At 63.7% G+C, this 20,456-nt stretch carries 23 protein-coding genes and 1 pseudogene; 7 read left to right on the top strand and 17 right to left on the bottom strand.

Annotated elements, in window-relative coordinates; all coding sequences use genetic code 11:
- Positions 1 to 111: 111 nt before the first annotated feature.
- Positions 112 to 453: a hypothetical protein gene (locus YUU_RS0127330; protein WP_027525252.1), complete on the top strand. Its 342-nt coding sequence runs from the start codon at positions 112 to 114 to the stop codon at positions 451 to 453.
- A gap of 515 nt (positions 454 to 968) precedes the next feature.
- Positions 969 to 1,205, top strand: coding sequence for a hypothetical protein (locus tag YUU_RS0127325; protein WP_027525251.1), 237 nt, complete (start codon positions 969 to 971; stop codon positions 1,203 to 1,205).
- Between the two features lie 18 nt (positions 1,206 to 1,223).
- On the opposite strand, the pseudogene YUU_RS61375 reads toward YUU_RS0127325, so the two are convergent.
- The 3 genes and pseudogenes from YUU_RS61375 to dnaG all read right to left on the bottom strand — a co-directional run.
- Positions 1,224 to 1,310: pseudogene (locus tag YUU_RS61375) on the bottom strand (thiol-disulfide oxidoreductase); the annotation flags it as partial.
- Positions 1,311 to 1,511: 201 nt separating this feature from the next.
- Entirely contained in the window at positions 1,512 to 3,671 is a 2,160-nt protein-coding gene (rpoD, locus tag YUU_RS0127315) for an RNA polymerase sigma factor RpoD (RefSeq protein ID WP_027525250.1), read from the bottom strand.
- A gap of 378 nt (positions 3,672 to 4,049) precedes the next feature.
- Positions 4,050 to 6,056, bottom strand: coding sequence for a DNA primase (gene dnaG, locus YUU_RS0127310; RefSeq protein ID WP_027525249.1), 2,007 nt, complete (start codon positions 6,054 to 6,056; stop codon positions 4,050 to 4,052).
- A 184-nt stretch (positions 6,057 to 6,240) separates the two neighbouring features.
- Here dnaG and YUU_RS0127305 point away from each other — a divergent pair, with 184 nt between their 5' ends.
- Positions 6,241 to 6,804 carry a chlorite dismutase family protein gene (locus YUU_RS0127305; protein ID WP_027525248.1) on the top strand — a complete coding sequence of 188 codons (564 nt, stop codon included), beginning with the start codon at positions 6,241 to 6,243 and terminating at the stop codon, positions 6,802 to 6,804.
- On the opposite strand, the gene YUU_RS0127300 is transcribed toward YUU_RS0127305, so the two are convergent.
- The 3 genes from YUU_RS0127300 to YUU_RS0127290 are packed head-to-tail and all read right to left on the bottom strand — an operon-like array spanning position 6,801 to position 8,964.
- Complete coding sequence (locus YUU_RS0127300; RefSeq protein ID WP_027525247.1) at positions 6,801 to 7,199, bottom strand: gamma-glutamylcyclotransferase; 399 nt, start codon at positions 7,197 to 7,199, stop codon at positions 6,801 to 6,803. The two genes, YUU_RS0127305 and YUU_RS0127300, sit on opposite strands and share 4 nt — an antisense overlap.
- Positions 7,200 to 7,236: 37 nt before the next feature.
- Positions 7,237 to 8,052, bottom strand: a complete 816-nt coding sequence (locus YUU_RS0127295) for a transglutaminase family protein (protein ID WP_027525246.1) — start codon at positions 8,050 to 8,052, stop codon at positions 7,237 to 7,239.
- The gene (locus YUU_RS0127290) at positions 8,053 to 8,964 is read right to left on the bottom strand and encodes a transglutaminase family protein (RefSeq protein WP_027525245.1); all 912 of its coding nucleotides are present in this window, start codon (positions 8,962 to 8,964) and stop codon (positions 8,053 to 8,055) included.
- A gap of 92 nt (positions 8,965 to 9,056) precedes the next feature.
- Between YUU_RS0127290 and YUU_RS0127285 the strand changes: the two genes are divergently transcribed.
- A complete protein-coding gene (locus YUU_RS0127285; protein ID WP_027525244.1) occupies positions 9,057 to 9,866 on the top strand; it encodes an N-formylglutamate amidohydrolase in 810 nt (269 codons plus the stop codon).
- Here the strand turns inward: YUU_RS0127285 and YUU_RS0127280 are convergent.
- The 4 genes from YUU_RS0127280 to YUU_RS0127265 form a co-directional block, all read right to left on the bottom strand.
- On the bottom strand, positions 9,863 to 10,846 hold the full coding sequence (locus YUU_RS0127280; protein WP_027525243.1) for a DUF3592 domain-containing protein: 984 nt from the start codon (positions 10,844 to 10,846) through the stop codon (positions 9,863 to 9,865). The two genes, YUU_RS0127285 and YUU_RS0127280, sit on opposite strands and share 4 nt — an antisense overlap.
- A gap of 75 nt (positions 10,847 to 10,921) precedes the next feature.
- Positions 10,922 to 11,542, bottom strand: a complete 621-nt coding sequence (locus tag YUU_RS0127275) for a LysE family translocator (RefSeq protein ID WP_084801570.1) — start codon at positions 11,540 to 11,542, stop codon at positions 10,922 to 10,924.
- A gap of 223 nt (positions 11,543 to 11,765) precedes the next feature.
- Positions 11,766 to 12,308 carry a hypothetical protein gene (locus YUU_RS0127270; protein WP_027525241.1) on the bottom strand — a complete coding sequence of 181 codons (543 nt, stop codon included), beginning with the start codon at positions 12,306 to 12,308 and terminating at the stop codon, positions 11,766 to 11,768.
- A gap of 2 nt (positions 12,309 to 12,310) precedes the next feature.
- Entirely contained in the window at positions 12,311 to 13,756 is a 1,446-nt protein-coding gene (locus tag YUU_RS0127265; protein ID WP_027525240.1) for an LVIVD repeat-containing protein, read from the bottom strand.
- Positions 13,757 to 13,961: 205 nt separating this feature from the next.
- On the opposite strand from YUU_RS0127265, the gene YUU_RS0127260 reads away from it, so the two are divergent.
- The 3 genes from YUU_RS0127260 (at position 13,962) to YUU_RS0127250 (ending at position 15,316) form a co-directional block, all read left to right on the top strand.
- The gene (locus YUU_RS0127260; RefSeq protein WP_027525239.1) at positions 13,962 to 14,276 is read left to right on the top strand and encodes a helix-turn-helix transcriptional regulator; all 315 of its coding nucleotides are present in this window, start codon (positions 13,962 to 13,964) and stop codon (positions 14,274 to 14,276) included.
- Positions 14,269 to 14,733 carry an SRPBCC family protein gene (locus YUU_RS51840; RefSeq protein WP_051389909.1) on the top strand — a complete coding sequence of 155 codons (465 nt, stop codon included), beginning with the start codon at positions 14,269 to 14,271 and terminating at the stop codon, positions 14,731 to 14,733. Before YUU_RS0127260 ends, YUU_RS51840 begins: the two co-directional genes overlap by 8 nt.
- Before the next feature lie 70 nt (positions 14,734 to 14,803).
- The gene (locus YUU_RS0127250) at positions 14,804 to 15,316 is read left to right on the top strand and encodes an SRPBCC family protein (protein WP_027525238.1); all 513 of its coding nucleotides are present in this window, start codon (positions 14,804 to 14,806) and stop codon (positions 15,314 to 15,316) included.
- 110 nt (positions 15,317 to 15,426) lie between these two features.
- Here YUU_RS0127250 and YUU_RS0127245 read toward each other — a convergent pair whose 3' ends face one another.
- The 7 genes from YUU_RS0127245 to YUU_RS0127215 all read right to left on the bottom strand — a co-directional run bounded on the left by YUU_RS0127245 (position 15,427) and on the right by YUU_RS0127215 (position 20,336).
- A complete protein-coding gene (locus YUU_RS0127245) occupies positions 15,427 to 16,203 on the bottom strand; it encodes a DUF2189 domain-containing protein (protein ID WP_027525237.1) in 777 nt (258 codons plus the stop codon).
- A gap of 157 nt (positions 16,204 to 16,360) precedes the next feature.
- Positions 16,361 to 16,804, bottom strand: a complete 444-nt coding sequence (locus YUU_RS0127240; protein WP_027525236.1) for a hypothetical protein — start codon at positions 16,802 to 16,804, stop codon at positions 16,361 to 16,363.
- A gap of 3 nt (positions 16,805 to 16,807) precedes the next feature.
- Positions 16,808 to 17,176 carry a nuclear transport factor 2 family protein gene (locus YUU_RS0127235; RefSeq protein WP_027525235.1) on the bottom strand — a complete coding sequence of 123 codons (369 nt, stop codon included), beginning with the start codon at positions 17,174 to 17,176 and terminating at the stop codon, positions 16,808 to 16,810.
- A 78-nt stretch (positions 17,177 to 17,254) separates the two neighbouring features.
- On the bottom strand, positions 17,255 to 17,722 hold the full coding sequence (locus YUU_RS0127230) for a MarR family winged helix-turn-helix transcriptional regulator (RefSeq protein WP_027525234.1): 468 nt from the start codon (positions 17,720 to 17,722) through the stop codon (positions 17,255 to 17,257).
- A 27-nt stretch (positions 17,723 to 17,749) separates the two neighbouring features.
- Positions 17,750 to 18,898: an epoxide hydrolase family protein gene (locus YUU_RS0127225; RefSeq protein WP_027525233.1), complete on the bottom strand. Its 1,149-nt coding sequence runs from the start codon at positions 18,896 to 18,898 to the stop codon at positions 17,750 to 17,752.
- 221 nt (positions 18,899 to 19,119) lie between these two features.
- A complete protein-coding gene (locus YUU_RS0127220; RefSeq protein WP_027525232.1) occupies positions 19,120 to 19,575 on the bottom strand; it encodes a GatB/YqeY domain-containing protein in 456 nt (151 codons plus the stop codon).
- Positions 19,576 to 19,634: 59 nt separating this feature from the next.
- Entirely contained in the window at positions 19,635 to 20,336 is a 702-nt protein-coding gene (locus tag YUU_RS0127215; protein WP_027525231.1) for an alpha/beta fold hydrolase, read from the bottom strand.
- Positions 20,337 to 20,456: the final 120 nt, after the last annotated feature.

Raw genomic sequence — 20,456 nt, 5'->3', positions numbered from 1 at the left:
GCGCTGACGCACGTCCCGGAATGACGAGCGGAAAATTCTGCCCGTTACCGGGTTGAAGACTCGCCCGCCGGTGCTAACTTCGATCTACCGGTGCAGACAAAGCCGTACGTCATGCCCAACGATCAGCAACATCCTCAACGAAAGCGCCTCGCGCTCCTGCGCGTGCCCCTGTTCCGCCTGCTCGCCATCAACCTCGCGATCGGCGCCTGTGCCGCGACGCTGCTCGTCGGCGGGCTGCTCTGGCTGAATCCTGCACATCTGCGCGATCTCATCTTCGCCGACAGTTCGCCGGTCGTCGCGATCTTCCTCCTGCTCGGCTCGTTCCTCGTCACTTTCGGCTCGGCCGCGATGGGCAGCGCGATCATGGCGCAGGGACGCAAGGAGGATGACGGCGGATGCGGCGGCGGAAAGCTGCACCTGGCGCCGCAGAAGCTGATCGACGAGTCGCGTTAGTGTGCACGCATCGTCGAATGGCCATTGAAGCGCGATGGAACCGATGCAAACCGCTGCTGCTGCGTACAAACGCGGCGAGTTCCGATCGCGGCGCCGTGATCGGTATAGTTTGACCAGCCAAGCAAATCGTTCGAATCTCAAACATAAACGCGACAGCGATTAACTTATGTGTGTCACGCACGCAGCGACATCGCCCTGTCACAATTTTATCTTGCCAGCAGACCGATCCAGCGATAGAATTCTATCTTAAGTTGTTGCCCCTGCCAGCCCCGGGCGACGCTGAAGACCAAAAATAAACGGCGGGCTTTTCGGCCCGCCGTTTATTGAGGGAGGGGCACCAAAGGGCGCATCGGACCTTGCGAAGCGCCGGACGCTTCCATCCTGCAAACGGATTTCGTCGATCGATTGCGCAACCGGTCCCGCGGCCACAAGCTTTGCCACCAAGGCCCCGCGCTGACCACCGGCAAATCGCAAAGCCATTTGACTATGACGTTCTGATCGACGACAAGCCGCCCATGGCCAAAAAACCTGGAACCAATCCCAAAGGCGAATTCGCCTTCTTCAACGTCGTCTACGAAGACGATTCCCAACGCTCCAACCGTCGCGTGCCTGCCGAATTGCTCAGCGGCCTCGACGGCGACGAACCCGCACGCAGCTTCATCATGGAACAGGACCGCGAGATCGCCGAAAAGTCCGGCCGCCCGGCGCTCGAGATCAAGCGGATCGAACGGGTCGGGGCGAAGAAGAAGTAAGCCGACACAGGCAGGCGCTCACCAGCGCCCGCTCCGCTTATTCCAGGCAAACAGCAGATCGGCAAAGCGGTCGTAGAAGAACCGCGTGAACGGCAGCGCCACGCGCAACCTTTCATATTGCGGGAAACAAACGTGAAGGACATTTGTGTCGACCTCGCCAAGGCCGGACGGATTGACAATGTATGGGGCAGCGGCAATCGAAAACCGCGCGATGAAGATGTAATCCGACTAAGCTCGCAGTAGTGGCCTAAACAAGAAACGGCGGGCTCCCGCCCGCCGTTTTGGATGCCAAAAATGGCCTTCCGATCAGTTATCCAGGAAGCTCCGCAGCTTCCGGCTCCTTGACGGATGCTTGAGCTTGCGCAGCGCCTTGGCTTCGATCTGGCGGATGCGTTCGCGCGTCACCGAGAACTGCTGGCCGACTTCTTCCAGCGTGTGGTCGGTGTTCATGCCGATGCCGAAGCGCATGCGCAGCACGCGCTCTTCGCGCGGCGTGAGCGAGGCGAGCACGCGCGTGGTGGTCTCGCGCAGGTTCGACTGGATCGCGGCGTCGATCGGGAGGATCGCGTTCTTGTCCTCGATGAAATCGCCGAGGTGTGAATCTTCTTCATCACCGACCGGCGTCTCGAGCGACAAGGGCTCCTTGGCGATCTTGAGGACCTTGCGCACCTTCTCGAGCGGCATGCCGAGCTTCTCGGCGAGCTCTTCCGGGGTCGGCTCGCGGCCGATCTCGTTGAGCATCTGGCGCGAGGTGCGCACGATCTTGTTGATCGTCTCGATCATGTGCACGGGGATGCGGATGGTGCGCGCCTGGTCGGCGATCGAACGGGTGATCGCCTGCCGGATCCACCACGTCGCGTAGGTCGAGAACTTGTAGCCGCGGCGGTACTCGAACTTGTCGACCGCCTTCATCAGGCCGATGTTGCCTTCCTGGATCAGGTCGAGGAACTGAAGGCCGCGGTTGGTGTACTTCTTCGCGATCGAGATCACGAGGCGGAGGTTGGCTTCCACCATCTCCTTCTTGGCCTGGCGTGCTTCGCGCTCGCCCTTCTGCACGGAGTGCACGATCTTGCGGAACTCGCCGATCTCGAGACCGGTGAGGGCTGCGAGCTGATGCACCTCGTGACGGAGGTCCTTGATGCGGTCCTTCTCGTGATGGACGAAATTCTTCCAGCCCTTGGCCGAAAGTTTCGACACTCGGTTGAGCCAGCGCGGATCGAGCTCCGAGCCCGTATAGTTGCGCAGGAAGTCGTCGCGCGCGACGCCATGGCTGTCGGCTAGGCGCATGAGGCGCCCCTCGTGCGAGACGAGGCGCTTGTTGATGTCGTAGAGCTGCTCGACGAGTGAATCGATGCGGGCCTGGTTGAGGCGCAGCGACTTCACCTCGACGATGATCTCGTCCTTCAGCTTCCTGTACTTGCGCTCCTGGTGCGGCGAGAGCGACGGGCCGTGCGTCGTGCTCTCGAGCTGGTTCTGGATGTCCTGCTCCTGCAGCTTGCGCAGCTTCTTGTAGTTGTCGGCGATCTTGTCGAAGATCTCGACGACCTTCGGCTTGAGCTCGGCCTCGATCGCCGCCAGCGACATCTGGTTCTCGAACTCGTCGTCCTCGTCCATGTCGGCTTCGGCGGCGGCTTCCCCCGGATCCTTCTCGGCCTCGGTGCCGTTGCCGACACCGGGCGCGGGACGGAACGGGGTCGGCGACGGGGGCGCCGCGGGCGGGGCAACATGCGCGGGCGCGGCGGCAGTCGCCACAGCAGCTTCGCCGCCCTCGGCCGGCGCTTCACCGCCCTCGCCGGCGGGACCCCCGATCATAGCGGTGTTCATGCCGCCCTTGGCATCCGGGCCGGCATAGGTCGCTTCGAGATCGATGATGTCACGGAGGAAGATCTTGCCTTCGTTGAGCTCATCGCGCCAGATGATGATGGCCTGGAAGGTCAGCGGGCTTTCACAGAGGCCCGCGATCATCGCCTCGCGGCCGGCCTCGATGCGCTTGGCGATCGCGATTTCACCTTCGCGGGACAAGAGCTCGACCGTGCCCATCTCGCGCAGATACATGCGCACGGGATCGTCGGTGCGCTCGCCCGGCTCGCTCTTCTTGACCTCGGTGACGGCCTTCTGGGTGACTTCGACGAGCTCGTTGTCGTTCTCGTCCTCGCCGCCCTCGTCCTTGTCGTCCTCGCCTTCGCTGTCATCGGCTTCGGTGACGTTGATGCCCATGTCCGAGAGCATGGACATGATGTCCTCGATCTGCTCCGGCGAGGTCTGGTCGGACGGCAACACTTCGTTGAGCTGATCAAAGGTCACGAAGCCGCGCTTCTTGGCCTGCTTGATCATCTTCTTCACTGCGGCGTCGGACAGGTCGAGCAACGGTGAGGGCGCGTCCTGGGAATCCTTCTCCGGAGCGTCCGCTGCCTTGTCGTCCTTTTCCTTGTCCTTCGTCTGCAGCGTCTTTGCCTTGGTGGCCATCCATTGCTCCTAAACGCGCTTCATACAGGCGGCTCGCACGGCGCCTGCCTGAATTCACTTGAACCTGTTTCGACGCTCTCGCTTCGTCAGCTCTCGACACGGAAAGGGCGGCGCAAACCTCTTTCGCCACCCCGAAACTTCTCTCGCCGGATTTGCCTAACGCTTCGTGAGCACCTTCGTCGCCGGCGAATGCAGGTAGAGTGCCAAACAGCGAATGCGCGGATTTATTCCTGACGCGTCTGTTATGCCTGCGGCCGCCTGTTGGCCAAAGTGCTACAAGACAGTTAAGCCTCGATTAACCCTGTTTCTGCCGCCAAACCTTGGATTTGGCGAGTCTTTTTGCGGTTCCGGCCCCAACCGTCCGCATGATTCTTCGTTTCACACGCTCTTCTGAAACCGGCCCGACAGCTCGCCAAAACCCTCGATCAGGGCTTCGGTACCGTCGACCTCGGCCATCCTGGCCTTGACGTCACGCAGCCACGCCAAATTGGCCTCGCTGGGGTCTTCCCCCAAGGCCAGCTCGGCGTCTTTCAGCTCCCTAAGTAGTGAATGCCACTGCCGATGCAAGGCGACGAGCTGATTCCAGGTGGCAAGAACGTCATCCGGCGCCGCGCCCTCGCGCGCCCCGAACACGGCCTGGGTCGTAATGGCGCGATCAACCCTTTGAAGTAGCTGAGAAAATCCGCTCCGATCGAGGTCGGCGCGCATCTTCTCGGCCTGCGCGGAGGGGTCCGGGCTGTGATGATGGTCGTTGGCGAAGGCGGCGATAATACCGGCGCGGAGCTTGTGGGCCTCCGGGTGGGCAATCTCCAGCGCCGCCACCTCCTCCAGATGGTCGTGCAGGAGCCAGGGGTGATTGATCAGGCTTTGCAGGATCAGCGCCTCCCGGCGGGAAATGGCGCTGCGCTGCCCCCGCATGATCGGGCTTGCCGCGAGCTGCGGGCTCGCCGCCTGATAGGGACCGGAGGGGATCGAGGCGGGAATCGGGCCGCCGCGGCGCCCCTGGCCGGCGAATCGATTCGCGCTGCCCCCGCCGCGGGGCTGGAAGGAGCGGCCGGGTCGCGCGCGGAAATTGCCGCGACCGGCGAAGCCGCCGCGGCCGCCCCCTTCCGGCGCAAAGGTGCGCTGGAGGCGCTCGGCGAGATCCTGGCGGTAGTAGCGCCGTACGACCTCGTCGCGGATGCCGTTGCTGAGCTCGTTGATGCGCGCCTCCAGCGCGGCGCGGCGCTCGGGCGTGACAAAGCTGCCGCCTTCGAGCTCGCGCGACCAGATCACGTCCGCAAGCGGCCGCGCCGCCGCGATAACCTCCTCGACCGCGCCGCGGCCGCCGGAGCGCACGAGATCGTCAGGGTCCTGCCCCTCCGGCAGCAGCGCGAAGCGCAGGCTCTTTCCGGGCGCGAGGAACGGCAAGGCAAGGTCCGCAGCACGATAAGCGGCCTTCTGGCCGGCCTTGTCGCCGTCGAAGCAGAGGATCGGCTCGTCCGCCATCTTCCAGAGCAGTGCGAGCTGGCTTTCGGTCAGCGCGGTGCCGAGCGGCGCCACCGCACCGGCAAAGCCCGCGGTGACCATGGCGATGACGTCGACATAGCCTTCGACCACGATCAGCGGTGCACCGTCGTGCGCAGCTTTCCGCGCGGTCTGGTGGTTGTAGAGATTGTCGCCCTTGTGGAAGAGCGGCGTCTCCGGCGAGTTCAGGTATTTGGCCGGGACGTCCTTCTCGAGCGCCCGCCCGCCGAAGGCAATGACGCGGCCCCGCAAGTCCGTGATCGGAAACATCACGCGGTCGCGGAAGCGGTCGTAGGGCACGGGAATGTCGTTGCCGGCGACGAGCAGGCCGGTCTCGATCATGTCCTCGACCGAGACGCCCTGCTTGCCGAGATGCTCCTTCAGCGCGAAGCGCTCGGGTGGCGGCGGCGCATAGCCGAGGCGGAACTGCAACTGCGTTGCAGGCGAGATGGCGCGATCGGCGAGATAGCCGCGCGCCTTGGCGCCAACCCGCGAGGCCAGCGTCTCCGCAAAGAACTTTGCGGCGAGCTCCATGACGTCATGCAGCGTGCGGCGGCGCTGCTCGTGACGCGCTGCATCCGGAGTTGCCGCCGGCAGCGGCAGGCCCGCCATGTTCGCAAGCCGCTCCACGGCCTCCGCAAACGGCAGGCCGTCGGTCTCCATCACGAAGTCGATGATGTCGCCGTGCTTGCCGGAGGAGAAGTCGTGGTAAAAACCCTTCTGATCGTTGACGTAGAAGGAGGGCGTCTTCTCCTGCTGGAACGGCGAGAGCCCCTTCCACTCCCGCCCCGCCTTCTTCAACTTCACGCGCTTGCCCACGACTTCGGAGACCGAAAGCCGGGCACGCAGCTCGTCGAGGAATTGGGGCGTGAAGCGCATACGGTGATTTTAGCGCGAACGATGTGAGTCGGGCGAAGGGTTAGGGATATAGGGACGAAGGGGCGGAAAGTCAGGTTTGTCCGGCTTATCCGAGTTATTCGACCTATTCACAGGCCCCCTCATTCCGGGGCGCCCGAAGGGCGGCGCTCTTGAACCGCGCCGGCTTCCACGCTTCCATAGCGCCATGTTCAGGACGTTTCGCGGTGGCCAGAGCGGGGGCTGGCGCGTCACATCGATTGCGCCTGTCAAGGGCGATCCCCTGCCATTCATGCCGGCGCTGTCGGTGAACGACAGCGAGGCCGTCGCGCTGCCGCTGGTGCCGTCGCGCAATGCGTGGCGGCTGGTCGGCGTCGCCAGCCATTTGCGCTACACCGAGCGGGCCGAGAAAGAGCAGCTCGTCGCCATGCAGGCCGGGCTCGGCCGTCCCGAGGCGACTTGCGCGGCGTTGATCCCGATCCGCAAATCGGCGGCCTGGTGGGACCTCACGGCCGACGAGCGGCGCAAGATCTTCGAGGACAAGTCGCACCATATCGCGAGCAGCCTGCGCTTCCTGCCGGCGATCGCGCGGCAGCTCTATCACTGCCGTGATCTCGGCGAGCCCTTCGACTTCCTGACCTGGTTCGAATATGCGCCGGCGCACGCCTCGCTGTTTGAGGAGCTGGTCGCGATGCTGCGCACGACCGAGGAGTGGTCCTACGTCGAGCGCGAGGTCGACGTGCGCGTGGTGCGCGAGGTGCTGGCTGCTTAGTTTTCGAGGAAACGACCGGACGCGATGCGTGGCAGGTCCGTGACCGGCCAGTTGTAGACGTAGGTCCAAGCCTGCTCGCTGGTGCCGTCCGCAAGCGTGACGTCGATCAGCGCGCGCAGATATTCAGTGGGCTCGGGAAAACCTTCGCCGCAGGCTTCATACATGTCGAGCTCGCGCAAGAGCTCGTCAGGCGCGCGCAGGCGGAACAGCTCGCCATGCACGAGATCGGACGCCGTGTCCGACAGCAGCAGCCCCGGATAGTGCTTCACGAGAACGAGCCGGCCACGGCAGGTCGCTTCTCCAAGGAAATCCGCATGCGCCGCCAAGAGCCGCGCCATCGGATGGTCGAAGCCGCGCATCAATGTGCCATAGACGAAAAGACGATCGGTGGTCATGGCGTGTCTATAGCCGTCAATTGTACGGAACAACAGCTCACGCCGCCTTCACCACTTCATCGCTGACGACCTCGAACTTCTTCAACTCCATCCGGCCAAAGCTCGTCGACAGCGCCACGTCGGCGGCATCGCGCCCCGTGGCCATGAGGATGCGGCCGATGCGCGGGACATTGTGGCGGGCATCGAAGGTGAGCCATTTGCCGGAGAGGTAGACCTGAAACCAGCCGGAAAAATCCATCGGGAACGGTTCGGGCGGAATGCCGATGTCGCCCATGTAGCCGGTGCAGTAGCGCGCCGGAATGCCCATGCAGCGGCAGAAGGCGACCGCGAGATGCGCAAAGTCGCGGCAGACGCCGGAACGGCTTTCATAGACGTCGTGTGCCGACTTCATGTGATGGGCGTGCTCATAGCCGAAGGTGACGTGCTTATGCACGAACTCGGTGATCGCGCAGACGCGCTTCCAACCAGGTTCACTCTTGCCGAACAGCGACCAGGCGATGTCGGTGAGCTTGTCGGTCTCGCAATAGCGGCTCGGCATCAGGTAGAGCAGAAGCTCGTTCGGCAGCTGCTCGATCGGCAATTGCTGCGCGGTCGGCATCACCTCATCCGGCAGGCCGGTGTCGCGCACCAGCGCGCTGCCTTTCAGCGTGACGCCGCCCGCGGGCGCGACCAGACGGCCGCAGACATTGCCAAAGCTGTCATAATAGAAACGGATCGGCACGTCCGGCTCGGCGATCACCGTCTCCTTGCCGATGATGTCGGCCTGGCGCGAGGGGTGGATGTTGAGCATGATCACCATCGGCGTCGGCTGTGGCGCAGCGTAAGCGATCTCGAAGCCGACCTTGATGTCCATCTACAATACCTCTGTCTCCAGCTCTTCGTCGCTGTCTTGGTCGTCCGAGACCACCTTGATGTTCACCTCCATGGCCTCGAACGCCTCGGCCGAGCCGAGATAGACGCCATGCAGCGGGATCGCCTGGCGCGGATCGCGGGCCACCGCGACGCGGATCAGGTCGCGCGTGCCGACAATGCCGTTGGTCGGATCGAACTCGATCCAGCCCGCGCTCGGCAGGTACACCTGCACCCAGGCGTGCGTCGAGCCGCCGCCAACATGGCGCGTCTCGAGATCCTCCGGCACGAAGATGTAGCCGGAGACGAATCGCGCGGCGATGCCGAGCCGGCGCAGTGCCTCGATCATGAACAGCGCATAATCGCGGCAGGTGCCGGTCCCCCTTTGCAGCGTGTCGAGCGGATGCTGCGTGCCCTGCTCGTGACGCTTACGATATTTGAAAGCCTTGCGGATGCCGTGCGTTATACCGCTCAGGATCTTGAACGTTGGCGTCGGCGCCTCCTCGTCGAGGAAGCTGCGCGCCCATTCCGACACCTCGCCGTCGGCATCGGCATATTGCGGCGTGATGTACTGGACGAGGTCGGGGAATTCCTCGTCGTCATAGACGAAGGGATAGAAATAGGCCGGATCGTCCGGCGTCAGCGCGAATTCCTCAACCGGATTGTGCTCGACAGTGACGTGCCAGTCGAACGTCAGCCGGTCTGCGCGCTCGTCGAAATTCGCGATCGCGACCGAATTGCCGAACACGTCGTGGATCCAGTGCAGCGACATCGGCTGGGGCGAAATATGAAGCCGGCTGTCGAGCACGCGCAGATCATGGCTATCGCGCGGACGCAGCATGATGCGATGCTCGCCAAACGCCACCGGGCGATTGTAGCGATATTCGGTCTTGTGATGAATCGTGAGCAGCGGCATCGTCAGGCAATCATGGTGATTTTGGATCGGCTAATCTATAGCGTTGGCTGCTCAATTTTAAGAGCAGAGTGCATTTTCCATAGGCAATCAGGATGGACTTAGGGGCGGCCGGCACGACGAATCAGCTTCTCGGCAAAGGCGACATTCCGCCGGTGCATGAGACGAATGCGGCGGGAGGCGCGCCCTTTCTGCTCACGTGCGATCATTACGGGCGGGCGCTGCCGGACGCGCTCGGCGATCTCGGCGTCGCCGAAAGCGAGCTGACGCGGCACATCGCCTGGGACATCGGGATTGCCGGCGTCGCCGAGCGGCTGGCTGCGATGCTGGATGCGCACCTGATCGCGCAGCGCTATTCGCGGCTCGTGATCGACTGCAACCGCCCGCCGGGCGTAGCGAGCTCGATCCCCGTGATCTCGGAGGCCACGGTGATCCCGCGCAATGAGGGGATTTCCGCAAGCGAGCGCGACGCGCGGCGCCGCGAGATTTTCGATCCCTATCACGGCCGCATCAATGCGGTGATCGACGCGCGCGTTCATGCCAGGCGCCCGACCGTGCTGGTCGCGCTGCACAGCTTCACGCCGGTCTATGCCGGCGTCGCGCGGCCCTGGCACATCGGCACGCTCTATCACCGCGATACCGTGCTGCCGCACCTCCTGCTGAAGCATCTGCGCGGCGAAAGCGATCTCGTCGTCGGCGACAACGAGCCCTATGCGGTGAGCGACCTCACCGACTACACCATCCCCGTCCACGGCGAAGCCCGCGGCCTCCTGAACACCGGCATCGAGATCCGCCAGGATCTGATCACGGACCAATCCGGCCAGCGGCAATGGGCGGAACGGCTGGCAAGAATTTTTGGCGAGATCGAAACGGAGTTGCGGGCGGAGAGGTTGGTGGTCGGCTAGCCACCGCGCGTTGCGACGAACAGCGCAAGTGCGGCGAAGATCGCGGCGATGCCCCACAGCACCAAGGCCATGCCGCCGCCACCTCGCGGATCGAGGGTCGCCTCGGCCGGATTGGCGGGATTGACATGGACCTCGACGGTGGCGCCGTCCTGATAGCGCGACAACAGGCGCAGCAGCATCTTGTTGGAGCTTGACGGCTTCTCGCTGGCAACGCGGGCGCACTCGTTGGTGTAGCTGACGTTCTGGTAGCTGTAGGTATAGGACACGCGCCTGCCGAACATCTCGACGCCGGGCGCGCTGCCGGGCTCGCTCGCCTCGCGATATTTCTCCATCTCCGACAGCTTGATCGTGCCTGACACGACTGGCCAGTGCCGCGCCGCCGAGGCCTGCCGCTGCACGGCCAGCGCCATCAGCGCGATCACCGCGCCGAATGCACCGAAGGCGACGACCAAACCGGCAAGATCGGGCCGGCCGATGTGATGCGCGAGATAGGCGTAGCTCTGGTTCAGGCCGAAGGCCGAGCCAAACACGATCGCAAGCACGATGGCCGAGCCGATGCCGAGACAGCCCCACAGGCCCTCGGGCAGATCGCGCTCCAGCACGGCCTGATCGGGATGGCGCGGATTGTAGTAGACGGAGACGACGCTGCCGGCGGGATATTTCGCGAGCTTCTCGGCGACCTGAAAGTTGCCGAGGTCCTCGCCGATCGAGATGCGGTTGTTGCGCAGCTTCCGGCCGCCGACGGAATATTCGTAAACGACGTTGGCGAAGTTGCGGCTCTCGAGCCGATAGCCGTCCTCACGCTCGTCGTCGGAAACCTGGACCTCGCGCACCTCGGCGGCCGAGGTCACGACCTTGCCAGACGTCTGCGGCCAGCTCCGCGCCTCGCGGGCCTGCCAGGTCTTCACGACGGCGGCGATCAGGATCAGTCCGAACGGCGCAAGCAGCATCGCATAGACGAGCCAGGGCAGCTTGGGCACGGTCAAATTCCTTCGTCAGCGGCAATGCCCGGTTGGACGCGCCACGCTGACGAAAGGTTCAACCCGACCGGGAGGCTATTTGGCGCGGGTCAGCGCCAGCCAGATGCCACCGCCGATCATGAAGCCGCCGGAGACGCGCGACATCATCCGCGTGCGGCGCGCCGAGAAGAATTTTCGGGCGCGGCCGGCAGCCGTGGCGTAGAGCGCGTCGGTCATCGCGGCCGTCACCATGAAGGTCGCGCCCAGCAGCGCGACCTGCGGGAAGTGGTCGCGGTTCATATCCATGAACTGCGGGATGAAGGCGCCGAAGAACACCAGCACCTTCGGGTTCGACAGCAGCACCAGAAAGCCTTGCAGGAAGAAGCCGCCGCGCGGCGGCGCCGGCGGCTCGTCGACCTTGACGCCCTCGACCGGCGCCCAGATCAGCTTGATGCCGAGCCAGATCAGATAGGCGGCGCCGGCAAAGCGCACCCAGTCGAACCAATAGCCCATGGTCGCCATCAGCGAGGTCAGCCCGATCGCGACGACGCCGATCACGATCGCAAGGCCTGCTTGCGCGCCCGCGACGTTGGTCAGCGCCGCGCGGGTTCCATGCCTGAGGCCATTGGCGATGACGAGCGTGACGATCGGACCAGGTAACAGCGCCAGCGCAATGCAGGCGGCGACGAAGGCGAGATAGGCTTGCAAGGACATCATGGGGAGACTCGCTGATGGAGTTGCGGGTTATTAATGCATGGCGCAGGCGGGAACGGAAGTCGTGATGATGCGGACCGCTCGGGCCCTGAATACCGGCGTCATGGCGAAAGCGGGGTATCCAGTACGCCGCGGCCCCTCCGTAGCCCACAGAAGCCTCTGGAATACTTGATCACCCGCTTTCGCGGGCGATGACGGCGGTGTGGGCGGCCCGATCGTGCCTCCCTCACCTTCCATCCAGCGCAGCGATCATCCATCGTTTCATCTCCGGGGTTTCCAGGAACTCCAGCGCCGCGCTCCGAGCGGCCATCGCCTCGCCCGCATTCTGCGCAACTGCAACCAGGAGATCACAACGGCGCGAGAGCGCGATGCCAATCGCCGCATGGCGCGCGCCGTCGAGCATGTCGAGACCGTAGTGTCTGCCACGTCCATGCAACTCGCCAACACGCACCGCTTCGCCCGGTGCTGTCGCTACAAAACGCGGGCTGATCAGGTCGAGGTCGGCGACGCGATCGACCTCGTCGTCATCGGCAACGCCGCGGTCGCAATTGCAAAAGCCGAGCTTGGCGCGGACGTAGAGCTCAGTGCCGGCGCAGGCCCCATCGCAGCGGAACGCACGGCCCGCGGGCCAGCCGTCCCGCGGGAACGGCCAGGCGATCTCGCGCCAATGAGCGGATGTCTCCACTGGCGCCAGCGCGAGTTGATACGCGCCGACGCTGGAGGCGCCGAACCCAATCGCCGCAGCCACTATCGTCGCGGCGCGCCGCATCGTCAGTTCTTCGGCAGGCCGGCGACGGCGCGCGCGGGTCCGGTCAGTTCCAGAATGTGCAGGCCGGTGTTGGCGCGATCGACGATATAGATATAGCCGCGGTCATCGGTCTCGACATTGTTGGTCTGGATCGCGACCTTGCAGCGCTCGCCGCCTTCGACCGGGATGCAGCGTTTGTCGGTTGCCTGAGTGATCGCCGGGATGAAATAGCCGACCTCCTTGGGGTGATAGGGATCGCGGATATCGAGCGCACGCACGCCGGCATTGAAGAAGGCGATGAAGGCCATCTTCTTGTAGTAGACCGGCGCCATGCTCTCATTGGACGAATGCGAGCCGAAGCGACCGCCGCGCTGGCAGAATTGCCCGCTCGCCTCCGGAACCGTGTAGCTCGAGATCATCATAGGCCGCGTCTCGGTGGTGACGTCGGCAAACCACACCATCTGCCGCGCCTCACCACATTCGTTCAAAATCGCCTCGTCGACGATCATCACGATGTCGCGCATTCTGCCGTCCTTGTCCTCGCCGAATTCGGCGACAGGCATGTCGAGCATCGGGAACGTCGTATGCGCGCCATTGAAGGCCGACATCGGCAGGCGCGAAATCTCGGGGTAGCGCAGATTGTCCGCCGTCGGCTCCTTCGGTCCACTCAACAGCTTCTCGCGATCGACGATTTGCAAGATGCCGCCCTTGTTGGTGCCGTAGCCGAAATAGATGCGGTTGCCCGTGGGCCCGGTCGAAATCGGCCCGTGCAATTCGGTCGGCACCGCGCCGGTCGCGCCGGGCTCCTGGCCGGGCAAGCCGAAGTCGCGGATCTTCTGCGGATGCGCGGGATCACCGAGATCATAGACCTGCGTCATGCGGCGCGTGCGCCAGTCCGGCGCGCCCGAGACGAGATAGGCAATGCCGGTGTCGCATTCCCACCAGCTCTTGTGCGTGTCCTTCAAGCCACCAATGCGCGTGATGAGCACGGGATTGGCGGGATCGGCGACGTTCCAGATCTCATGCGCCTCGCTGCCGAAGGTACGGAGCAGATAGACGGCGTTGGCATCGCCCTTCGGCAACGACTTGCCGTCGCACACCCGCACCATCTGCGCGCCGCCGGATTCATACTTACCCTCCTGCCCCGGCAGGTGGCGCAGATATTTGGGATGCGCGGGGTCCGTGACATCGACGATCGAGGTGCCGTTCGGCTCGGCTTGCCCCGTCAGCGGATTGACCGGACTGGGAACGTCCTCGGTGCCGCCGTGATGGCCGATATAGGCGATCCAGCGATCGCCCTGATGATGAATGGTCGGCTGATAGGCACTGCGCGCCTGAAGGTCGTTATATCCGACCAGCTTCATGTTGGAGGCTTCGGGCGGCGCGCCGATCACCTGCTGCCTCTGCGCATGGACGCTGCTGCAAGCAAAAAGAACGAGGCAGGCAGCAAGTTGGACACGACGAAACATGTTTCCTCCCGGAACCAATCTCCGTTGGCTGAGATAAGACGCTAACACGGGGACCGTGCCGAAAACATGATCTCGAGGTCAAGGCAGTCATTCCGGAAACCGCGCAGGTTATCCGGAATCTCGAGATTTGCGGGTTCATCGCCGCGCGATGCCCCCGAATGACGGCACTTGACATGCAACTATTTGGTTGCCTATTATCGCCTGCATGGATGAGGTCTTCAAAGCGCTGGCCGACGCCTCGAGACGGTCGCTCTTGGACAGGCTTCACGCCCGGAACGGGCAAACGCTGAACGAGCTCTGCGAGGGCCTGGAGATGACGCGCCAGGCCGTCACCAAGCACCTTGCCATTCTCGAAGAGGCCAACCTGGTCACTACCTTCAAGCATGGCCGCGAGAAGCTGCACTACCTCAACCCGGTGCCGATCCATCAGATCGGCGAACGCTGGATCAAAAAATTCGAGCGCGGGAAACTCGCCGCGCTCAGCGAGTTGAAACGTCAACTGGAGAAGCGCGATGAGTAAGCCGAGCTATGTCTACGTAACCTATATCGAGACCTCGCCAGAGGCGCTGTGGCAGGCACTGACCGACGGCGATTTCACCGAACGCTACTGGTTCGGTCATCGCATCGCCTCCGACTGGAAGGAGGGCGCGCCCTACCGCTTCACCAACAACGGCAATCCGACGGTGGAGGGCGAGGTCATCACCTTCGATCCGACACGGCGGCTCGCCTATAGCTGGCACAATCGCAAGCCCGAGGCCGCGGGCGAAGGGATCTCGCGCGTCACCTTCGATCTCGAACCACGCGGCAAGGTCGTCAAGCTGACGGTCACGCACGACGAGCTGGGCGAGGACGGCAAGACCCTGCGCGACATCTCCGGCGGCTGGCCGATGGTGCTGTCGAACCTGAAGAGCCTGCTCGAGACTGGCCGCACCATCGAGATCGTGCCGCCAGGTTATTCAAAAAAGGACGCCGCGTGATGCCTCGGCCTGGATTCATCCATGCGTTAGCGATCCCGCCGGGGACGCCGGGCCTTGAAGGATTTGAGTGATGAACATCGATCAGTTCAAGCCGCTGACGGTCTACACGATCTACATCGCCTCCACGCCCGAGACGGTGTGGGAGGCGCTGACCTCGGCCGAGTTCAGCCGGATGTATTTCTTCGGCAATGCGGTCGAGGTCGAGCCGCGGCTCGGCGGCGCGTTCAGGGTGCGCACGCCGGACGGCGCGCTGCATATCTCGGGCGAGGTGCTCGAATATGATCCGCCGAGAAAGCTCTCGATCACCTTCAACGTCAACTGGCCCGAGCTGATCGAGAAACTCGGGCCGACGCTCGTGACCTACGAGATCGAGCCAGCCGGCGAGGCGGTCCGCCTCACCATGAGCGAAGGCCACGACCGGCCGCTCAGCGACGACATCCTGTCGGGCGGGCGCCAGGGTTGGTCTGCGATCCTGTCCAGCCTCAAGAGCGTGCTCGAGACCGGCAAGCCGCTGGTCGTCAAGATGGGCCCGCCGCAACGGATGCTGGACGCGTTGAAGGCGATGGGCATCAAGACGCCGTAGGCTGATCGACGTCATTCCCGGGCGCTCGCAAAGCGGGCCAACCCCGGAATCCGGAAGTTGTGGCGCGAGATTCCGGGTTCGCGCTGACGCGCGCCGCGGAATGGCAGCGCTTAGGCCGGCACCGGCACCACCAAGCGCCGATACAGGTGCCAGGTCGCATGGCCGAGCACCGGCAACGTCACGATCAGCCCGAGAAAGTACGGCAGCGCCGAGACGACCAACAGCATCACGATGACCGCGGCCCAGCCGATCATCGGCAACGGGCTGGTGACGACGGCGCGCACGCTCGTCACCATCGCGGTGACGAAATCGACCTCGCGGTCGAGCAGCAACGGAAACGACACCACGGTCAGCGAGAACAGGATCAGCGACAGCGCGGCGCCGACCGCATTGCCGATGGCGAGGAACAACAGGCCCTCATTGGTGGTGAGCACCACCGTCATGAATTCCTGCAGGCTCGAGAAGGACGCGTGCAGGCCGAGCAGCAGCGCGATCAGCAATCGCACCTGGTACATCCAGACCACGAACACGAACAGCGTGACGAACGCCATCCAGCCGATCTCGCTGCGCGAGCGTATCGTCGACCAGATTGCGCCGAAGGACACGGGCTCGCCCGCTTCGCGGCGCCGACTGACTTCGTAGAGGCCGATTGCGACGAAAGGCCCGATCAGCGCAAAACCCGCCGCGAGCGGATAGACCAGATAGATCAGCCCGAACGCGGTGAGGCAGAGCATGATGGCGATGCCGCCGGCGGCATAGAGCACGCCGAAGCAAAGCCCGTACAGCGGCAGCGCCTGGAAATCCCGCAGGCCTTCGGCCAGCGCCTCCGCGATGTCGGTCGCGGCCACAGCGCGCACGACCGGATCGACTTTGCCCGAAATGGACATTGGCTTCCTCCGCGAATTCCCCTCGCGCGATCTTCCTCGCGAGCGGTTCTCTTGGCGCCAATGATAGTCCGCTCTCGCAGGGCTTGCACGGGAGAGTTGAGCGGTCAGCAGATACCGCAATTGCCTTTCGGGCAATGCGCCGCGCCCTCCTCCCTCGTCAGGAATGCGACGCGAGCAAGAGCGCCATACCAAGATTGGCCAGAAACAGGGCCGCGTCGATGACGAAGATCCGGAGCATCGGCCCCTTCAACACGGGCCAGTAAGCCACTCCGACGCGCCCGCCGCGCATCAGGACCGGTAGATTATAGGCGAACTGGCTGAAGTGGCAGGCAGCGAAGAACAGGAACAAGACCAACTGCGCTTCGATCGGCTGGAAGAAAGGTGGCCGAACGGCCAGAAGATAGAGCGAAAGAATTCCGATCGGCAGATTCATCCCGCCCAGGAACGCTACGCTTGCGGCCAAGGTCGGCGCGATCGGATTGCTGCGCTCTTCCCGCGGCAGCAATATCTTCAGCGTATTGCGCTGGGCGATGCTGAACTGGATGAAGGCACCGCCGAACCAGAGCGCGTTGAGCAGCAGGACGAAATCTGAAAGACGCATGGCTTATTTCCCGTAGAAGGCCTCGCTGCGCACGACACGACCGGCATCATCGAAGTCCATGAACTCGCTGGCGCGCGTGTCACCCAGTTGCCACCACACCGTCAGGCGCGCGATCGTGTCGTCCCAGCTCCAATTCAGGATCTTCAGGTCGGCGCTTTCGATGTGGCCGTAGGCTTTCCGCCAGTAGGTGCGGATGTTCTCGGTGCCGGTGACGGTGGGAGACCCGGTCAGAGTGAGCGCCAGGGGACTACGCATCTGCGCATCGTCGGCGAAATGCGCGACGACCGTGTCGATATCGACCCTGCGCCAGCTCGCGCACCATGCCGCTACGAAGCGTTCGGCGGCAGCGCGATCCATCTTCTGTGCACTCATGGCGCAGCCCTCCCCCGGCTCGTTGCCGGGAAAGTGGCAAAGCTCGCTTCTCATGTCAACTATATTGACGTGACGCCGTCAGTTGTTGTCGGCGATCGTCTCCATGACGGCCATCCATGCGGCAGCGCCAGGCGCCCCGACGCGATCGAACGCGTCGCGCATGACCTTGCGCTCATGGTCCGACGCCCTTTGCTCAATGCGATGTCCCGCTTGCGTCAGGCGCAACAGTTTGGAGCGATGCTGCTCGGGCGAGCGCTTCGAGGTCAGGAGCTTGCGCTCCAGCAACAGGTTGAGCGGCCGGTTCAGGGCCTGCTTGGAAATGCCGAGTATCTCGATCAGCGACCCGATCGCGATATCGGGCCGGCGGGCCACCACGTAGAGAATACGATGGTGCGGACGCGACAAGCCCCGCTTCGCAAGATACTCGTCGGCCAGGAGCGTCATTCCGCGCCAGCCGTAATACATGAGCTCCAGCGCCGCATCCAGATCGTGCAGCTTCTCGAGTGAGGCGCGGTGAAGACCCGCTGCATGAGACGTCTTTGGCATCATCTGACTGCGTCGAATTGAAAGAATTTATCCCCGCGCCCGCACCGTCGCGAAGAATTTTCGCACATCGCGCACGAACAGCTCCGGCTGCTCGAAGGCGGCAAAGTGGCCGCCCTTCTCCATCTCGCTCCAATGCGTGATGTTGTAAAAATTGGGCTCCATCCAGTGCCGCACCGGCGTGATGATCTCCTTGGGGAACACCGCAACGCCGGTCGGCACCTTGACGACCGGCGTCGTGCGGCGCTTGCCGAAGCTTTCCCAATAGAGCCGCGCCGAGGAGGTCGCCGTCTGCGTCGCCCAATAGAGCATGACGTTGTCGAGCAGCTCGTCCCGGGTGAAGATGTTTTCGGGATGGCCGTTGCAATCGGTCCAGGCCCAGAACTTTTCCAGGATCCAGGCCGCCTGCCCGCTCGGCGAATCCGTGAGGCCATAGCCGAGCGTCTGCGGCCGGGTCGATTGCTGCTTCGAGTAGCCGGAGTCGAGATCGACATAGTGCTTCAGCCCGGCGAGCGCCCGCTTCTCTTCAGCCGTCGGCTCGCCCTCGACCTTCGGCGCCGAATTGAAGGCAAGCGTGATGTGAATGCCGGCGCAATGCTCAAAGTCCTGCGCGCCGAGCGAGGTCGTCACCGCCGAGCCCCAATCGCCGCCCTGCGCGCCGTAACTGCTATAGCCGAGGCGATCCATCAGCTTGGCCCAGGTCGCGGCGATGCGGTCGACGCCCCAGCCGGTTGTCTTGGGTTTCGCCGAGAAGCCGAAGCCCGGCAGCGAGGGACAGATGACATGAAAGGCATCGGCGGCATTGCCACCATACGCAGCGGGATCAACCAGCGGCGCGATCACCTTCTGAAATTCGACGATCGAGCCGGGCCAGCCATGAGTGATGATCAGCGGCAGCGCAGCAGGCTCGTTCGAGCGCGCATGGATGAAGTGGATATCGAGCCCGTCGATCTCGGTGGTGAACTGATCGAAGCGATTGAGCTTTGCTTCGCGCGCCCGCCAGTCATATTCGTTGGCCCAGTAGCCGCAGATCTCCTTGATCCACGTCAGCGGCGCACCCTGGCTCCAGTCGTCGACCAGCTCCGGCTCCGGCCAGCGCGTGCGCGCAAGGCGCGATTTGAGGTCGGCGAGGATGTCAGCGGGGATGTTGATGCGAAACGGCTTGATCGCGCTGGTCATCGGTTGCCTTCCGACTTGTGTAGCCGGAGACTAGACCGAACGGCTGCCACATCAAAGGTGCACCTTCTCCCCTTGCGGGAGAAGGTGGCGCGAAGCGCCGGATGAGGGGTCTCTATCCGCGCATTCACTGCGACAGTTTCATTCTCGGAGAGAGACCCCTCACCCGTCTCGCCGCTATGCGGCGAGCCACCCTCTCCCGCAAGGGGAGAGGGTAAGAACGGCTAGCCCGTCAACGCTGCCTTCACCAAACCACTGGCCTTCGCGAAATCCATCTGCCCGGTGTACTTCGCCTTCAACGCCGCAATCACCTTGCCCATGTCCTTCATGCCGGCGGCGCCGGTCTCGGCAATCGCATCGGAAATCGCCTTCTTCACATCGTCGTCGGACATCTGCTTGGGCAGATAGGCCGAGATCACGGCGATCTCCTCGCGCTCCTGCGCGGCGAGCTCGGCGCGGCCGCCCTTCTCGTAGAGCTCGACCGCCTCCTGGCGCTGCTTGATCATCTTCTGGAGCACGCCGAGCAGCTCGGCATCGCTCAGCGGCGGCTTGCCGTTGCCGCGCGCCTCGATGTCGGCATTCTTGATGGTCGAATTGACCATGCGCAGCGTGCCGAGCTTGCGCTCGTCCTTGGCCTTCATGGCCTCTTTCACCGCAGCGTTGATGTCGTCGCGCATCATGGTCCTGATCCTTTCGATGTATTGAGCCTGATCTAGGCCGTTCGCAGGCCGTACACAACTCAGTTCCGCAGCCATTCCGACAGCGCCGCGGCAGTCGCCTCAGGCTGCTCCGGCTGAGGCAGGTGCCCGCACTCGCTGAGGATCACGAGCCTGGCGCCGGCGATACCCTCGGCCATCTCCTTCGAGAGCGCGTTCGGGATGGTGTTGTCGGCGTCGCCCGTCAGCACCAGCGTCGGGCATTTGATCGTCGCCAGCGTGGGACGGGAATCCGCCCGCGCGATGATCGCGGTCTGCTGCCGGAGATAGCCTTCGACGCCGACATCCTCATCCTGCGCATGCACGAGCCGCAGCAGGTTCACATCATGACGCCGCGATGGATGCACCAGCTCCGGAAACATCTCCTCGCGCACGGCGCGAAGCTCGCCGTGCTCGGCGCGCGCCATGTGCGCACGGCGGCGCGCGGTCGCCTCCGGCGTATCGGGTCGCGCCTGCGTATTGATCAGCGCGAGCTTTGCCACCCGCTCCGGCGCCTGCCGCATGATCTCGAAGGCGACGTAGCCGCCCATGGAATGGCCGGCGAGCGCAAAGCGCGGCGGCGCCTGGCTGAGGATACCCCGGGCGATCGCCGCCATACTGTCGTCACGGATATGGTTGGCAACCATCACTGGGCCGAACCGCCATAGCGCGGGAATGACGGGGGCGTAGATGCGGGGCGAGGACGCCAATCCAGGAACCAGTAGAAGCGGGGTGGTCTGGTTCATTATTGCCTCGCAAGCCCCCGAATTTGCCGGAAATTGTCGATTCCAGCTTAAGTGCCCGGAGAGGCCTGTCAAATATGCAAAAACGCATGTGAATCCGCGCTTCTCCGCTTTGACGGCAGC

Source organism: Bradyrhizobium sp. Ec3.3, from assembly GCF_000472925.1.
Taxonomy (GTDB): Bacteria; Pseudomonadota; Alphaproteobacteria; order Rhizobiales; family Xanthobacteraceae; genus Bradyrhizobium.
The sequence above is the reverse complement of the archived record's forward strand: the minus strand, read 5'-3'. Positions and strand labels throughout refer to the sequence as shown.

Excerpts from the sequence above, each read along its gene's own strand:
- YUU_RS0127215 (WP_027525231.1), bottom strand. The coding sequence starts at position 20,336 with ATGAACCAGACCACCCCGCTTCTACTGGTTCCTGGATTGGCGTCCTCG.
- YUU_RS0127235 (WP_027525235.1), bottom strand. The coding sequence starts at position 17,176 with ATGAGTGCACAGAAGATGGATCGCGCTGCCGCCGAACGCTTCGTAGCG.
- YUU_RS0127250 (WP_027525238.1), top strand. The coding sequence starts at position 14,804 with ATGAACATCGATCAGTTCAAGCCGCTGACGGTCTACACGATCTACATC.
- YUU_RS0127245 (WP_027525237.1), bottom strand. The coding sequence starts at position 16,203 with ATGTCCATTTCGGGCAAAGTCGATCCGGTCGTGCGCGCTGTGGCCGCG.
- rpoD (WP_027525250.1), bottom strand. The coding sequence starts at position 3,671 with ATGGCCACCAAGGCAAAGACGCTGCAGACGAAGGACAAGGAAAAGGAC.
- YUU_RS0127295 (WP_027525246.1), bottom strand. The coding sequence starts at position 8,052 with ATGGACATCAAGGTCGGCTTCGAGATCGCTTACGCTGCGCCACAGCCG.
- YUU_RS0127225 (WP_027525233.1), bottom strand. The coding sequence starts at position 18,898 with ATGACCAGCGCGATCAAGCCGTTTCGCATCAACATCCCCGCTGACATC.
- YUU_RS0127300 (WP_027525247.1), bottom strand. The coding sequence starts at position 7,199 with ATGACCACCGATCGTCTTTTCGTCTATGGCACATTGATGCGCGGCTTC.
- YUU_RS0127305 (WP_027525248.1), top strand. The coding sequence starts at position 6,241 with ATGTTCAGGACGTTTCGCGGTGGCCAGAGCGGGGGCTGGCGCGTCACA.
- YUU_RS0127285 (WP_027525244.1), top strand. The coding sequence starts at position 9,057 with ATGGACTTAGGGGCGGCCGGCACGACGAATCAGCTTCTCGGCAAAGGC.
- YUU_RS0127325 (WP_027525251.1), top strand. The coding sequence starts at position 969 with ATGGCCAAAAAACCTGGAACCAATCCCAAAGGCGAATTCGCCTTCTTC.
- YUU_RS0127330 (WP_027525252.1), top strand. The coding sequence starts at position 112 with ATGCCCAACGATCAGCAACATCCTCAACGAAAGCGCCTCGCGCTCCTG.
- YUU_RS0127240 (WP_027525236.1), bottom strand. The coding sequence starts at position 16,804 with ATGCGTCTTTCAGATTTCGTCCTGCTGCTCAACGCGCTCTGGTTCGGC.
- YUU_RS0127230 (WP_027525234.1), bottom strand. The coding sequence starts at position 17,722 with ATGCCAAAGACGTCTCATGCAGCGGGTCTTCACCGCGCCTCACTCGAG.
- YUU_RS0127270 (WP_027525241.1), bottom strand. The coding sequence starts at position 12,308 with ATGCGGCGCGCCGCGACGATAGTGGCTGCGGCGATTGGGTTCGGCGCC.
- YUU_RS0127220 (WP_027525232.1), bottom strand. The coding sequence starts at position 19,575 with ATGATGCGCGACGACATCAACGCTGCGGTGAAAGAGGCCATGAAGGCC.
- YUU_RS0127265 (WP_027525240.1), bottom strand. The coding sequence starts at position 13,756 with ATGTTTCGTCGTGTCCAACTTGCTGCCTGCCTCGTTCTTTTTGCTTGC.
- YUU_RS0127260 (WP_027525239.1), top strand. The coding sequence starts at position 13,962 with ATGGATGAGGTCTTCAAAGCGCTGGCCGACGCCTCGAGACGGTCGCTC.
- dnaG (WP_027525249.1), bottom strand. The coding sequence starts at position 6,056 with ATGCGCTTCACGCCCCAATTCCTCGACGAGCTGCGTGCCCGGCTTTCG.
- YUU_RS0127290 (WP_027525245.1), bottom strand. The coding sequence starts at position 8,964 with ATGCCGCTGCTCACGATTCATCACAAGACCGAATATCGCTACAATCGC.
- YUU_RS0127275 (WP_084801570.1), bottom strand. The coding sequence starts at position 11,542 with ATGATGTCCTTGCAAGCCTATCTCGCCTTCGTCGCCGCCTGCATTGCG.
- YUU_RS51840 (WP_051389909.1), top strand. The coding sequence starts at position 14,269 with ATGAGTAAGCCGAGCTATGTCTACGTAACCTATATCGAGACCTCGCCA.